At 37.9% G+C, this 15,824-nt stretch carries 14 protein-coding genes; 2 read left to right on the top strand and 12 right to left on the bottom strand.

All coding sequences use genetic code 11. The features are described 5' to 3' along the window. Window positions 1-232: 232 nt before the first annotated feature. From ACU5DF_RS11890 to ACU5DF_RS11910, 5 genes are all read right to left on the bottom strand, one after another. Window positions 233-2,125: a methyl-accepting chemotaxis protein gene (locus ACU5DF_RS11890; RefSeq protein WP_446713013.1), complete on the bottom strand. Its 1,893-nt coding sequence runs from the start codon at window positions 2,123-2,125 to the stop codon at window positions 233-235. 266 nt (window positions 2,126-2,391) lie between these two features. Then, complete coding sequence (locus ACU5DF_RS11895) at window positions 2,392-5,274, bottom strand: alkaline phosphatase family protein (protein WP_446713014.1); 2,883 nt, start codon at window positions 5,272-5,274, stop codon at window positions 2,392-2,394. A gap of 205 nt (window positions 5,275-5,479) precedes the next feature. Then, complete coding sequence (locus ACU5DF_RS11900) at window positions 5,480-5,830, bottom strand: hypothetical protein (RefSeq protein ID WP_446713015.1); 351 nt, start codon at window positions 5,828-5,830, stop codon at window positions 5,480-5,482. An 80-nt stretch (window positions 5,831-5,910) separates the two neighbouring features. Then, on the bottom strand, window positions 5,911-6,438 hold the full coding sequence (locus tag ACU5DF_RS11905) for a GNAT family N-acetyltransferase (RefSeq protein WP_446713016.1): 528 nt from the start codon (window positions 6,436-6,438) through the stop codon (window positions 5,911-5,913). A 90-nt stretch (window positions 6,439-6,528) separates the two neighbouring features. Then, on the bottom strand, window positions 6,529-8,781 hold the full coding sequence (locus ACU5DF_RS11910; RefSeq protein WP_446713017.1) for a peptidase U32 family protein: 2,253 nt from the start codon (window positions 8,779-8,781) through the stop codon (window positions 6,529-6,531). 180 nt (window positions 8,782-8,961) lie between these two features. On the opposite strand from ACU5DF_RS11910, the gene ACU5DF_RS11915 reads away from it, so the two are divergent. Next, window positions 8,962-9,612, top strand: a complete 651-nt coding sequence (locus tag ACU5DF_RS11915) for a glutathione S-transferase (RefSeq protein ID WP_446713018.1) — start codon at window positions 8,962-8,964, stop codon at window positions 9,610-9,612. On the opposite strand, the gene ACU5DF_RS11920 is transcribed toward ACU5DF_RS11915, so the two are convergent. The 7 genes from ACU5DF_RS11920 to ACU5DF_RS11950 form a co-directional block, all read right to left on the bottom strand. Further along, window positions 9,609-10,073 (bottom strand): GNAT family N-acetyltransferase, encoded by a 465-nt coding sequence (locus ACU5DF_RS11920; RefSeq protein WP_045101988.1) that lies wholly within the window; start codon window positions 10,071-10,073, stop codon window positions 9,609-9,611. The genes ACU5DF_RS11915 and ACU5DF_RS11920 overlap by 4 nt on opposite strands. 189 nt (window positions 10,074-10,262) lie before the next feature. Next, window positions 10,263-11,054, bottom strand: a complete 792-nt coding sequence (locus tag ACU5DF_RS11925; protein ID WP_446713019.1) for a PhzF family protein — start codon at window positions 11,052-11,054, stop codon at window positions 10,263-10,265. Between the two features lie 13 nt (window positions 11,055-11,067). Further along, window positions 11,068-11,286 carry a DUF6500 family protein gene (locus tag ACU5DF_RS11930; RefSeq protein ID WP_446713020.1) on the bottom strand — a complete coding sequence of 73 codons (219 nt, stop codon included), beginning with the start codon at window positions 11,284-11,286 and terminating at the stop codon, window positions 11,068-11,070. 18 nt (window positions 11,287-11,304) lie between these two features. Continuing rightward, the gene (locus tag ACU5DF_RS11935; protein ID WP_446713021.1) at window positions 11,305-12,165 is read right to left on the bottom strand and encodes a sulfurtransferase; all 861 of its coding nucleotides are present in this window, start codon (window positions 12,163-12,165) and stop codon (window positions 11,305-11,307) included. Between the two features lie 24 nt (window positions 12,166-12,189). Beyond that, window positions 12,190-12,978 carry a Rossmann-fold NAD(P)-binding domain-containing protein gene (locus ACU5DF_RS11940; RefSeq protein WP_446713022.1) on the bottom strand — a complete coding sequence of 263 codons (789 nt, stop codon included), beginning with the start codon at window positions 12,976-12,978 and terminating at the stop codon, window positions 12,190-12,192. A gap of 9 nt (window positions 12,979-12,987) precedes the next feature. Continuing rightward, entirely contained in the window at window positions 12,988-13,407 is a 420-nt protein-coding gene (locus ACU5DF_RS11945; protein ID WP_045101983.1) for a GNAT family N-acetyltransferase, read from the bottom strand. Between the two features lie 57 nt (window positions 13,408-13,464). Beyond that, entirely contained in the window at window positions 13,465-13,911 is a 447-nt protein-coding gene (locus tag ACU5DF_RS11950; protein WP_446713023.1) for a GNAT family N-acetyltransferase, read from the bottom strand. A 186-nt stretch (window positions 13,912-14,097) separates the two neighbouring features. On the opposite strand from ACU5DF_RS11950, the gene ACU5DF_RS11955 reads away from it, so the two are divergent. Next, window positions 14,098-15,822, top strand: coding sequence for a chitinase (locus tag ACU5DF_RS11955; protein WP_446713024.1), 1,725 nt, complete (start codon window positions 14,098-14,100; stop codon window positions 15,820-15,822). Window positions 15,823-15,824: the final 2 nt, after the last annotated feature.

Here is a 15,824-nt window from a genome sequence, read left to right on the forward strand (position 1 = left end):
TCCTAAAAGTGTATTTATCTTTATTTTCAATACACTGGAATAATTAACACGTTAAGTGTTGGCCGCTAAGGAGGCGTATTCTACACCTTGTTTCAATTTTAGGAATAGTTAATGAAAGATGTTTATCAAATATTTTATAAGTGGCTTCTTCTACTTTCCTTTTGAACTAAAATCACATTTTTTGACACAAAAAAACCGCCAAAAATGACGGTTTTTATTAAATATTTAACGTTTAAAGCTTATAGCGCTTAATTTCCTCTTCTAACGAATCTGCCAATGATTTTAATGCTTCTGCTTGTTGTGCTGCACTTTCTGCTTCTGAGGCCATTTGGTTTGCAACTTCTTGTACGCCTTCCGTATTGCGGCTAATTTCAGAGGTCACGCTTGATTGCTCTTCTGCTGCTGAAGCTATTTGTGTTGCCATATCACTGATAAGGTTAATTTGATCAGCAATATTATCAATACTAACTCCTGCTTCATCGACATCTTTAACACTCGTTTCTGCTAAGTGATGGCTATCTGACATAACCGATACTGCTTCTTGTGTCGTCGATTGCAATGTCTCAATCATGGCTTGGATCTCTTCAGTGGAAGTATGAGTACGTTGCGATAACACTCGAACTTCGTCTGCTACTACCGCAAAACCTCGACCCTGCTCACCTGCTCGTGCAGCTTCAATCGCTGCATTTAACGCCAATAGATTCGTTTGCTCTGCAATTGAACGAATTGTCGCAAGAATTGAACTGATTTTTTGGGCATGACCATCAAGATCTTCAATTATACCAACCGCACTATTTACTTCACGCGCAAGATTACCAATTGATGCTTGGCTTTGAGTCGCTTGCTGATGCCCCTCTTTTGTTAAATCAACAGCTTGTGATGCAGATTTTGCTGTGTTTTCGGCATTACCTGCGATTTCTTGTGTTGCACTTGCCATCTCAGTAACTGCCGTAGCAACCATGGTAATTTCATCTTGTTGATGGCGTATACTATCACTGCGTTTAAGTGCCGAATCTGCCGAGTCTGCTGCTGACTGGTTTAGCTCTAAGGTTATTTCACGTAAGTTAGATGCCATAGTGTGTAAACGAGACACAAACTGATTAAAGTTTTCTGCCAGCTTTCCTACTTCATCATCTGATTTAACATTAATTCGTACCGTTAAATCTCCTTCACCATTTGCGATATCAGCGAGTGCTTCTGATACCGTGCCTAATTCACGTAACTGACGTGTCACTAACCAACCAGTAAATAATGATACAAACAATAAAATCAATGCACCAATAAGAACCAACTTAAATAACATCGCATTTAGCGGCGCTTCTAAGATTTCTTTATCCATCACTAACGCAATTGCCCAATTTGTATGAGGCACTGCGGTTATCATTACCGCTTCTTCTCTACCGTTCTCTTCTGTAAAGAAAAAACCATCTGATGATATTTCTTTATTTAAGTTATTAGCATCAAAGCCTTTACCAAGATCTGCAATTGGTTTTAAAGCAAGTTTTTCATTAGGGTGGGCAACAACTATTTTATTACTTACATCAAGCAACATTGCGTAGCCTTTCCCTGGTACTGGAATATCTAAGACATCTTCAATCAGGGTGCCTAATGCTAAATTTGATGCAGTAACACCAATAATTTGGCCATTTTTTCGAACGGGCTCAGTTAGCGTTACCACTAGTGCTTGCATTGTATGACTTACATAAGGTTTTGTTGTAATAGCCTTATTTGCTGCCATTGTTTCTTTATACCACCCACGAGTGCGTGGATCATAACCCGCTTTATTTAATGAAGGGTCTTGACGTTGCATTACCCCTTCTGCATTTCCATAATAGCTTAAACCAAAACCACCAGAGGTAAATGTCTGTTTTAGGTGCGCGACAACGTCTAAATTTGGGTCTCGCTCAATGGCATCTTTCATTGCAGTAATGGCATCTTGGCGTCCCTTAAACCAATCACCAATACCTAAACTGTAGGCTTTTGCTGTATTCCCACTTTCACTTCGAATACCATCCCAAGCTTGTGTTTTCATGGTTTGGTATGAAAATGTCCCGAGAGAGATAATGGTTAAAACAATCAGTGCTACGCTTGATATTACAAGCTTCATTTTTAATGTTAGATGCATATTTTTCTCTTTTATTGTGACTGCTATCAAATAATTCACAGTAAGAATAGTTTAAGCCAACCATTCTTACCTCACCCCATCTATATATTTATAAAATTGATGGTTATTGTGTTAAATATAATATCAGTATTAATATTAAGAAATATAGACTCACTCACAAACTAACATCTTCATTTAAACATTATCTTTGAACAATTTAACACAAAACATAGTAGCAACAATGTGATAACTAGCAGTTATCAGCAGTAATTACAAAATGTTACATACTATTGGGTATTCAGCTTATTAAAGAGTGAGGGATAACCCCAGCCATTATCACCAACAGTAACTACTTCATTCGTAAGATATTGATATAACGTTGGTGCTAAAGATCCATTTTCATGAATCGTCAATGATGTCACACCTTTATCTACAGGACTTCCCCAGAACCCTAAAAAGGCATCTTTCTCTAAATAATGCTCTCCTGCATGTCGCCCAGGTACTTTAGTATTAAAGCCAACACCAAATTTAGGAAATAGGTTGATCGTCCCTGCTCTATCTTCTTCATAAATTTGTGCTAATTGATTGATTGAATCAGGTCTTGCGGAATAAGCCGTTAATGCTCTCCACTCTTCTTGAGTACACCACGAACTCACATCACTAATAGTGGCTTGTACAACACAACGCTGATAATATTTTTTATACTCTGCTAATTCTTTCTCATTTGGTTGAGGAAGATAAGGGTTTAACACGTTAAGCTCTAACAGTTGAGGAGAATTAATCTCTGGCTGGTAAAATAATCGTCCACCTTTTTTAGTGATCAATTCATCAACTCTAATGCCTTCTTTGAAACCAATAATTCGTACCTCACAGTTATCTAACGTACAGGCACTTTCTCTAACAACAAGATAGTCTAGCGATTCTTTTAAGCGAGAAGTAATCTCATTCATCACATTAATGGATTTTCCTTGTGGTGCATTCACTGGCATCCAGCTAGTCAGTTCTGCGTACGTGGGCTGCACTTTCCAACCTTGAGCAGAATTAAAGAAATCCATCATAAAGTTACCACCAGCAGTCGAAGCCACCACCACGTCTACTTCTTTATTGCTCTCATAATTAAGGGCATTAGTAATTTTAGGCCCTTCTCCTTCATCGGATGAAATTTTCTTTATTACAAGTGGATAGTCTAACTCCGCTTGAAGCGTTTCAAATACTTGTTTCTCAGGATTTAATGAATAATATACCGGAGATAAACCGTGATCTCCTGCCATACCCCATAAGGTACGATCATAAACACCTGCATCTTTATAAGTATTCGTAAATTGAGTTAACCAATAATCCAGTCGGTTTAACTCTCCTGTTGGCATAAGTATTTCATCACTAAAAGGACCTGTAAAATGCGCAAAATGATCAGGCCATGGATTATAAATGAGCGTAAAATCTGGCATCCCTTCTTGCTCTAAATTAGCAAGAGACTCAAGATGTTGTTGAATTTTCCATTTTTGAGTCAATTTTCCGTAAATATTTAAAATGAAAATCTCTTGGTAAACACGAATGTCTTTTATTAAATCAGAGCGTATTTCAACGATATTTTTTTCTATTTTCGCTCGTTGGGTTAGTTCACGTAAACAGCGTTTTTCACCAAAATCTCGTAAACTTTCACCCGCACCTAAATTAACAAGCCCATCATAAGTCGTGTGTGCATTCCAATCATATTGAGCATTACAATTTAACGTTACCAAGTAATCGAGTCGATCAAACATGGTTTTCACCTTATTGGCATCCATTAAGCGATCCAATTGCAATGCATCGTTACCAAAGAAGTAATAGGCACGATCTTCTTTTCTATCAACAAAGTGAAAGTTGGGGATGCCCGTCCCTCCTTTACCAGAAACTTTCGCACCTGTTTTAATAATAGGCAAGTTACGCACACTAATGGTGGGTGTCGATGAGATACCGACATTTACAATACTTTCCTCATATTGCTTATACAATTGAGTAAAAAATGGCAAATAATTAGGGTCGTTATACTCTTTTTCTACCAAGCGCTTTAAAAATGAAAGTTGCTGCTCATGCTCTGGCTCTGATGTTGGTTCTGTTTGAGGCTTATAATCTTTATGCTTGAGGTGATCTTGATAAATGTGTTTTAAAAAAGGCGTTTCAGTGGGTGATACTAAACCTTGAATCAAGCCTTGCTGCAACCCATCAACAGTAACTTGTACCGCCAATCGACGCTCTTGACGAGACTCTAGATAAGCTATCAAATAATTTGGATCATCTTTAAATGTCTGTTGAAGCCAATCATTTAAAGCTTCTTTTCGAGATTCTTGATAAATAAACTGACGATACGATTTCAATACATTCAAACGAACAAAATCAATTAAGGTGATGGTTAAGGCTTCCGCTTTATTATTAATTTTACCTTTATTCTCAGGTTTAGCATCATCAATAATTCGCTCTAGCGCCGCACGGATGTCTCCTTCATCCATACCTGCAACCGTCTGAGTCATGCCAGAAATAATAATCGGTTGGATTCTATCAATAACTTTTCTGTCTTCTGGCGTATCTGAGAGATAAGTATAACGCTCAGGCAGTTGATCAAGATCTTTCCATTCACCAATCTGAACTAGTTCATCATAAACAACAACCATGTTAGCAATGAATTTTCGATCGATTTTTAACCCTTGGTGGTGGCTATCTGAAGTATCTGGCTTAGCCTCTTGTTTAATCTTATCTAAGGTAAATAAAGAATGACTAAATTCACGTAAAGTCTTCTCATCGTAGATAGTTTTTAAATATTCTTTGAAGGCATCGTCGTTATCCATATCTCCATATTTATCCACGAAAGTATAGAGGAAATGTCCTAAAGGAATAGCATATGAAGGATTTGATAATTGAGCTATAACACGAGCCTTGACACGGCTATCAAGCGGAAGAGATAGAATATAAGCATCTAATGTGATGCCTGCTATAGTAAAAATAGCCGCATCACGCACCGTTTTAGTCGTATATGTTACTGATGTATTTATCTGATTTTTTAAGATTTCAGCAGAGTTTACTACCCCACCAATCACGGGAATCAAACTCACATTTGCTGAGCTATTCATACTTAACATAGAAAGAGATAATGCACTCAGTGCCAATATCGACGATAACGATTTTGCTTTCATTTAATTTCCTTTAATAGCAATTTGGATAAGCCGTTAATCAGGTAACTTTAGGAGTGATGGTACTTACATTGAAATAATTAATGGAAGCTCTACCAAACTCATAATATTGAGTTTTATAGAACACTCCCATTGCAATTTAATTCTGATTAGCTAACCAATATTATGATGCAGCTATAACTATCCTATAATTGATAGTTTTAACCTATTACAGCCCGAAACCGATTTTAGGTTGACGACGAACAGAACGAACGCCCCATGGAGCTAGATCTGGTTTTGGTTGGCCTTCAAAATCACCAAGACAAATATAGCCTTTAGAAAGATAACGGAACAAGAAGTCACCGCCATCTAATGAACCTGTTTTATCATCACCAAAAGGTAAATGAATGCGCTCAACACGAAGATCTTGTGCTTTTTTAAATGCAGGGGAAGCCGTTGAGTTAATTTGATATGCATCCAAATTTTTCAGTAACGCTTTATCTGACATCTTTGCTTTCATGCGAGCAAAAATCATAATTAAACGTTTCTGTTTTTCAGAAGAGACGATGATCATTTCCATTATAGAAATTCCTTTGAAACGAGAAATTATATAGTAAGGAATCTCTTACGGCTATGCCTAGTCTATTCTTGCTGTAACTATTATTGGATTAGACATCGAAATTCATAGCAATCAATAATCTCGCCCTCAACAATCGTAAATTCTGGCTTAAACCCTGTCTGCTTAAAGTTATTCTTTTTCAGTACTTGATGAGATGCAAAATTATCAGTAGATGCCATTGCTATCAATGTTGATAAATCTAGAGACACTTTAGCAAATTCAATTAATGCTTTTGTCGCATACGTTGCTATACCTCTTGAAATAAAAGCCTCTCCAATTCGATAACCAATATATGCTGAGCTGTCTTCTGAATTTATATTGTATAAGTTAGCTCGACCACAAATAATACCTTTTTCATCTTTAATCAACATTGGGTATGTCTTCCCACTTTCATGATCTGACAAACACGATACAATATGTTCATCGATACCCTCTTGACTGAAAAAGTCATCATCTCGTGCTTCAATGAAAGATTCAAACCACTCTTTATTTTCTGATTCAAATGCCAAAAGATCCGAGCCGTCTTGTCTGGTCAATAACTCTAATGTCACCATTGTCTTACCTCTCATACTTAATTCTTCATCATTATCCTTAATTATAGACAAAAAAAAGCCGCGAGGTGTGATCGCGGCTTTATCTTGTCATCTATCGGTTAAATCTTACAAACCTTGTTGATATTGGTCGTTAGTATTAATTGGAACCATTGTAAACAATTCATCTTGAACGCTCATATCGCCATTAATTAGCTTCTCAAAGTGTTTAACTAACTCAACTTTATCAGCTTGTTCTTTAGAACCACCACCAATGTTAGTTAAATCGATAAAGAACTCATCAAACAAATCAGAGAAATCTGTCACGATATCCATGTTTAAGAACTGTTCGTGGTTGTAGATGCTTGGGTAGCCACCTTTTTGTTTATCTACAGCGAATGAAATGCCTTTCACGTTAGTAATTGTGGTCGCTTTCTCACACTTCAGCATACAACCCGCTTCAATCGCTGGCTTATTACAACCTACTGTTTGCTGGAAGAAACACTGACGGCTTGTCATCATCAAGATTGGGTGATAAATGCTGTAAGCTAATTTGAAGTTTTCAGGACGACGAATGTGTTTCATCTGACCTTTATTGATCTCGTTTGAAATAAACGCACCCGCACAGTTTAGCGTTTCTTTCATTGTCACTAACGCGTGTGAGTTAGTTGTATTTAAGAATGGACCTGCAACCCATTCAATACCCATCTCAAAGGCTTTGTAAGCAATACCTGTATTATTGGTTACGATGCGAGCTGGTTTTACTTCTTCAAGTACTTTAACGGCTTCGTCGTAATCTTTACCAATAAGAACCGCTGGGAACCATGGGATCAAACGCGGGTTCTCTAAGAAGATATTGATGTACTTACGATCACGCTTTTTAAAGCTCTCTGGTAACTTAAAGTAAATATCCGCATCCGTAGCATCACATACATTTAAGTCAGCAACATCAGCAATAAGCATAGATAACTTAGGCTTCTCTTCTACTTTTGGATATACAGGTAATGCAGCCACTTCAGTATGTTTAATAACGTCTTTAGAACCATTCATCAAGAAAGCGGCTTGATCTTTAATTTCAGTAAGTTCTCGGAATGGAACCGCTAAGTTATCTCCTAACTCAGAGAAATCATAACCCAATAGTTCATAGTTAGGATTAATCACACCTTTAAAGCGTTTTTCTAGCTCTTTTGATGTAATCGATTTTTGACCCGCTTCGCTTAATAGCGATGCTGATTTCACTTCAAACGTGTCTTGAGCTTCATCTCTTGGTGTAATAACCACTGTTAATGGCTCACCTAATACCGCTTTAAACGCAATGGTAACCGCAATTTTATCGATACTTAGAGATTTTATTTTTTCTTCAAGTGTTGCACCAATCGCATTCTTATCAGTGTAAAGCTCTTGTTTCACTTCTTGGATCTGAACGACATCAATCGCGTTACTCTGATCAACGGCATAATTTACGCTGTTATCACGAGGGTTGTCGATGAACATGTCTTTGGTCAAATTACCTTTCAAGAATTTGTTGGTTAAACCACGGTTAAACACTTTATGTAGATTTGAGTCATCTTCATATAGCTCGCCTGTCTCAACAAATTTATTGATATTTTTACGCCAGTTTTCAACTACGGTATATACGTAATGAGCACCTTTAATACGACCTTCGATTTTCAATGAATCGACTTTAGCGTCAACTAACTCAGGAAGATCAAAATACGCTGAGTTATCTTTTAAGTTTAATGGGTACTTAGTGCCAACGTTTGTTACTTCGTATTCATCACGACACGCTTGGCTACAACGGCCACGGTTACCCGAGTTACCAACACTCACTGAGCTTGAGTAACATTGACCAGAGAAAGCAATGCACAGTGAACCATGAACAAACACCTCTGTTAGGATATCGTGCTCATGAGCCACAGCTGTCATCTCTTTAATTTCTTCAATATTCAATTCACGAGATAAGTTAACGCGTGATGCACCTACTTTTGAAAGAAAGTGAATCTGGCCTTCATTGTGTGTGGTTAACTGAGTAGAAGCGTGAACATCTAAGGTCGGGAAATGTTTTTTGATCAGATTAAAGACACCTAAATCTTGAACAATGATGCCATCAAGTGTTGTGTTTACTAATTGATTCAGTAACTTCACTAATGATTTAATTTCATGCTCAAGAATCACAACGTTCAATGTCAGGAATACTTCACAGCCGTATTCATGAGCAAGTCGTAACACACCATTTAGCTCATCAAATGAAAGATTGGATGCGCGGTTACGTGCGTTGAACATATCTAGACCACAGTAAACAGCATTTGCTCCTGCAACGATGGCCGCTTTAATCGCTTCAACATCACCACCAGGTGCCAATAATTCAAGTTTTCTACTCATTATGAAATTGCTCGCTTCGGTTTTTATGTAATAATTTTTTTGAGGGGGCATTCTACTCGTCTCACGCTTTTATTACCACTCACTTAGGCTTTTATTGATCTAGATCATGACTTTTCTTCGTGAACATCTTTGCTCTATCCGATAAGATGCTCGTAACGCTTTCTATTTTAGGGATTTAATATGACATCACCCATTCTTTATTCATTACGACAATGTCCCTATGCAATGCGCGCTCGCCTTGGAATAATGCACGCACATCAAGTGGTCGTACTCCGTGATATTGATATGAATAATAAACCAGAAGAAATGCTCTCTATTTCACCAAAAGGGACAGTTCCCGTATTGCTACTTAGTGATGGAACCGTTATTGATGAAAGCATTGATGTGATCATATGGGCACTAAATCAATCCGATCCTAATAATCTACTGTATGCACACGATGAAGGGATGTTGTCTGTAATGCTAGAGTTAATCTATCGAAGTGACACTGAATTTGTGGATGTTTTACAAAAGTACCGAGCGGCTTCTCGTTATCATGATGACAATGAAGTAGAGTATCGTGATATGTGCTGCGAATGGTTGATGGAAATTGAACAACGTTTATCTCAGCACGCTTACATTATGGGGAATACTCCTAGCTTAGTCGACTATGCTCTTTTACCTTTCATTCGCCAATTTTCACGTGTGGATAAAAAATGGTATGGGCAAGCTTCTCTTCCTAGTTTACGTGATTGGTTAATTAGACAGTACAATAATCCTATTTTTTCAAAAGTTATGACGGTGTATCCCAAATGGCATCAAGACGCTCCTATTACTATTTTTAGTCTTTAATATCCCAAATAACCATTAAAACAAAGTGAATATTCCATATCAATAAAGTACTCATCTTCACTCACTGTTTTATAACCTAGTGATAAATAAAAATCGATCACCTGTTGGTTAGATTTGAAAGCTGAAAGATGGCACTTTGTTACCTTGTCACTATAAGATCGTTGGATATATTTCATCACAGCAGAGCCTATACCTTTTTTTTGGTATTTTTCAAAAATTACTAGCAAGTGAATATGGACGGTTACTTCTTCTTGTTTTGTACAGACTATTCCTAAACGTTCTCCATTGAACATGATCCAATCAAACCACTCTGGTTGATAAGAGACTGAAAAACGGTGCAGCTGATAATCTTCATTCCAGCCAAAGCTGCTACTAATCGCTGGATATAGGTATTTTTTATAAATAGAAAACAGTGATGGATACTCACAGGCGGTGACTTTTTGAAAGGTGATTCTATCCATATATGCATTTTATCCTGTTTGTTATTTTAAAATACCGTCATCCACGGCTTGGTTTAAGTGTACTTCAATTGTAGACCATAACTCAGTACTGACTTGAGATATTCGACTCTTATTAAACCCTAGTACCAATTGAAGTTGGTATTAGGGTTTTACTAAATACTATCTTGCTGATTTGCATTTCATTTCCATTTATACGTAAATCTTTCCCTTTAGATACAACATTGCATCACCAGAAACCATCACAGAACCTGAATTTAATTGGCAATATAAAACTCCACTACGTGTTGAAGCTTGATAAGCAACCAATTCTTTTTTAACAAGTTTTTCACTCCAATATGGCACTAGAGCTGCATGAATTGATCCTGTTACAGGGTCTTCATCACCTCCATTTGCAGGCCAAAAATAACGAGACACAAAATCATATTGTTGAGATGGTGCAGTTACAACAACGTCATAAGGAACCAATTGCTCTAATAACTTATTATTACGCTCAACAGATAAAACATCTTTTTCATTCTGGTACACAACAACATACGCTTGCTGGTTACGTAAAATCTCCTCAGGTTTAATCGATAGTCCATCAATTAATTGCGATGGCACAGAAGAGATTACTTCTGGTGCTAAATTAGGAAAACTCATCTCAATACGATTATCAACATTCTTTTTAACCACTAAATTTCCAACTTTAAGGGTTTGAAAAGTAATACACCCTTCTATCCCTAGGTATTCATACAACACATAAGATGAGGCTAATGTTGCATGACCACAAAAGTCGATTTCAGTCATTGGAGAAAACCAACGTATTTCAAAAATATTGGCTTCTATTTCTTTAATGAATGCGGTTTCTGATAAATTATTCTCTGCTGCTATAGATTGCATTAGCGTCTCTGACAACCACTCTTTAACAGGCACAACTGCTGCTGAGTTCCCTTTAAATTGTGTATTAGTAAACGCATCTATAATGTAAATATCCAATTCCATTTGTTTATTCCTTTTATTGTTTATCTTCAATCATAGCTTTTATTTTGGTCGCTTTTTCAAAGTGATCCAATTTATGGGTAGATATCCACCACGTTGCCGCTTCCATTAATAATTCTGGATCATCGTTTTTATTGGCAAAGAAAGCATAAAAAGATAAGCCAACGTTATCTCCTTTCTGCGCTATTTTCTTATCACATACTTCGATGATCTTCTTTCGTAAACTGTCTCGCATTAGCAACCCTTACTTTGATTATTCGATAGGTAATGCATGATTAGTTCCCCAATCTGCCCATGAGCCATCGTATAAAGTGACCTCTTTATAGCCAATAGATACCGCAGCTAAGATCAAGATACATGCAGTGATACCTGAGCCACAACTGAAATAGGTTTTCATCTCTACTGAGGGCACTCTTTCTGCAAAAATAGCTCGTAAAATGGCTTTATCTTGGTAAGTATAATTATCTAACAATATAGAAAACGGGAGGTTTTTAGAGTTTGGGATATGGCCACTACGAACGCCCTCACGCGGCTCAGGTGCCTTTCCTAGAAAACGCATTTCTGCACGCGCATCTAAAATTGCCACATCTGTATTTATTACACTGAGAACCTCTCCTGAATCACACGCTAAGCCTTTCACTTCTTTCGCTGTCGCATTACCTAATGTCGATATTGTTATGTATTCTGACGTAGTTTCTCTTCCTTCTTTTATCCATTGAGGTAGCCCACCATCCAATACATAGACATTTTCAAACCCCATCGTTTTAAATGTCCACCACGCTCTAGGAGCAGAATAAATACCTTGATTATCATAAAGAACAACCGCGCTGTCGCTATTAATACCTAGCGCTTGGACGGCTTGAGTAAACTGTTGCTCAGTGGGTAGTGCGTGACTTTGAGAAGAAGAATGATCACAAAAATCCACTTCAATATCTAACTTACGTGCTGTAGGAAGGCAAGAAAACGCATCATAAACTAACGGTTCTTTACCGACGACATTCGCCATATAGGCATCAACAATCACAAGGTTATCATCATCAATATGTTCCGCTAACCATGCTGTTGTTACCAGTGGATTAATTGCTAATGGACTAATTTCTAGTGGATTACTCATTATTCTGTCCTTAATTAATGGCGTTTAAATGTCATAAGAAATTTGCATTACATCTGGATAAATGAACTCATAATCCAGTGACTTTTTGATTTTTTCATTGCTAATAATTTTAAACGTTTGCGTTTCTGATTCAATAAACTCAGGTGTTTTAACCCCAATTTCTTGAGTTGCTTGAGTATAAAACTCACGTTTACTTGGGTGACTATCAGCGCATGCATTAAACACTTCATCCCACTTTTCTTGCTTTATTATCTGCGTAATTAACTCAACACAATCATCTTGATGGATCATATTTACAGGAGCGTCTGGATTACTGACCGAGCGGCCACTTTTTTGAAAAAATCGTCCCGGATTTCTTTGATAGCCCACTAAACCACTAAAACGGATCACTGTTGTTGTAAATGCTGATGATTGAGAAAATAGCGATTCAATTTGAAATAATACAGAAGATTCAGAGGCAGCAACATCTTCAGTAACCACGGCATTGTTATCCGCATATACCGACGTTGAACTAACAAAAATCACATGTTTAATAGAAGAAGATTCTAAAATAGAGAGCAGAGAAGTAAAGCCTGCTTGGTTCTTAGAAGGAATAGCTATAATTAAAAGCTCTGAGTCTAAAAATTGTTCCCATGATTGCCCTGTTACCTCGCCGTCAATATCCAACAAAAACGGAGTCACCGATTCATTATCTAATAACGCTGACTTTTCTTTATTACGAACAGACCCTTTAACAATAAAACCATTACTCACCAAATGCTTTGCTAATGGAAATCCTAACCAACCACACCCTAATACACTTATTGATGTCATGACTTTACCTTAAAATAGCTTTAACTGACTTGCATCGGATAAAACCCATGCACTATTGTGAGCTTCAAAACCAATTTTCGGATAATAACCTTCTGCTTGTGGAGCAGCTAACAAAATCAATTTGCAATCAGGTGTCAGCTCTTCTTTGGTTACCAAAATAAGATACTTTCCAATACCTACTGACTGAATGCTTTCATCAACCGCTAAGTCCGATAAGTAACAACAAAAATTAAAGTCTGTCACCGAACGTGCAATACCAATGAGTTCTCCATCTCCCCATGCCGTAACAATCAAATTTGAGTTATCAAGCATGGCTTGTATTTTTTCTACGCTATCAATGGGACGACGAACACCTAAAGAGGTTTTCTTTAGTAAGGTAATAAACTGCTCAGCCGTAATGGGCTCATTGACTTTATAATCGATTTCCATGCTCTCTCCACCTTTAATGCTAGCTATTTTTTATTTTCAATAAGATACAATAACAAGTTACTCAACAATATCTAGGGCAAGAACGAGACGATCTTCACCAATATCAAAATAGTCTTGTTCTTCTTCTAATAAATAAAAACCATACGATTTATATAAGGCATACGCTCCTGTATTTTTAGGGCAAACCGTTAATAATAATCGTTTATAATCTTTGGCATTTTCAATCGCCGTTTCTAGTAATTTCTTTCCTAGCCCCTTCCCTTGCGCTTGCTCAGAAACCGCTAAGGATAATACCCAAGCGTCGCCTAAAGATTGGCTTGATGGGACTTGAAGTGCGTAGCCAAGTACTTTGTCTTGGTCTTTTGCTACTAATAATCCATTGGACCAACAATCAAACGCTTGTCGAATGAAAAAAGAAGGATAACCATGAGAGCCAAATACCTCCGTTTCAATTTCATAGATCGTCTTTAAATCGATTTTTTCTGCTGTCTTGACCAATACCATTAATACATTTCCCTTTCTACACCACAAATCACACTATGAATCTACTTTTGTCTATAATTTATACTCTTTGATACTACTCGCATAGTTAAAACAGATCCATCGACTCAGATAACCATAATTTATAAAAACTTCTATAGTTATTCCAACTTATTTTTATTGTGTAATTAACTACAAGGAGCGTTACCTATGTTTAAACTTGCTGTACTGCCTACACTGCTTGCCTGCAGTTTTTCGGCGAATAGCTTTACAATGAGCCCTCAACCAGATCCTGAAAACCCAACAGGTTACATCGTTACCCAAGCTGAGATTGATGCTGCTGAAGCGGCAAAAACATTAGACCCGATGTATGATGTATGGGCTAAAGCTTTAGAAACGCTACCTAACACAGCAGTTGAAGCCATTGATGTAGGGGTTGAAACAAACCCTGCTAACGTTAAACGTGTTGAACGTGTTTTCCCTCAATCTGAGTGGTTTTTCTTAACTCAAATGGCGGCACCTGAATATACCTATACACGCTTCTTGCGCGCAATCGGTAAATTCCCTGCTTTTTGTGGTGATTACACAGACGGACGTGATTCCGATGCGATTTGTAAGAAGTCTATCGTTACTGCTTTCGCCCACTTCTCTCAAGAGACTGGTGGCCATATTGCTGTAGATAATACATGGGATAACCCATTAGGGCTTGAGGAGTGGCAACAAGCGTTAGTTCATGTTCGTGAGATGGGTTGGTCTGAAGGTCAAGAAGGTTATACAACAGGTTGTGGTCAAAATGATTGGCAAAACAAACGTTGGCCATGTGCAGCAGGACAAGGGTACTTCGGTCGTGGAGCTAAACAGCTCTCTTACCATTTTAACTACGGTGCTTTCTCTGAAGTAATGTACGACGGTGATGCTACCGTCTTACTAAATAATCCAGGATTAGTTGCTGATTCTTGGCTAAACCTAGCATCTGCCGTGTGGTTCTTCTTGACACCACAAGCACCAAAGCCTGCGATGCTTCATGTTATTGATCGTACTTGGACACCATCTCAGCGTGAGACTGATGCAGGTATTGGTTATGGGTTTGGCACAACGATTAATGTGATTAATGGTGGTATCGAGTGTGGGGAACAAAACAAAGATAAAGGCCAACCAGTTAACCGTATTCGTTATTGGGAAGGATTAGCAAAACATTACCAAATCCCAGTTGAAGCTGACGAGACAAATACTTGTTGGCAACAAACACCTTATGGCAGTTTGAACCTAAACGGGGCAACGGATGTGCTTTACACTAACTGGGATGGTAACTGGAAATATTATGCAGATCGTCCAGAAGGTGCTTCTTTTGAGTGTGAATTAGTTGGTTTCCAAACTGCGTATTCAGCACTTGTCCCGGGCGACTATGAGAAATGTGTGACTAACTTCTATGAATCTCACGCTAACTGGCCTGTTACACGTGTTGTTGATGTATTACCGCCAAAACCGACTGACCCAACCGATCCTGTAGATCCAACAAATTCTTGGGATGCTAGCAAAGTTTATAATACTGGGGATCAAGTGGTTGTAAATGGAGTAACTTACCAAGCTAAGTGGTGGAACCAAGGTGATAACCCTACAACCAGTACTACTGGTGTTTGGGAAGTGATCAGCGGTACTCCAACTATTCCTCCAGTTGAGCCTACTCCGCCGACACCAGTAGAACCGACGCCTGTTGAACCAACTCCACCTACACCTGTAGAGCCAACACCTGTTGAGCCAACTCCACCGACGCCAGTAGAGCCAACTGACCCTAATTCTACATGGAGTGCGACAGCAGTTTATAATACTGGTGATCAAGTGACAGTTAACAACATAACATATCAAGCTCAATGGTGGACTCAAGGTAATAATCCTGAAACCGCTGGTGAATGGGGAGTATGGAAAAAAATCTAATC

This window comes from Aliivibrio wodanis (assembly GCF_052920805.1).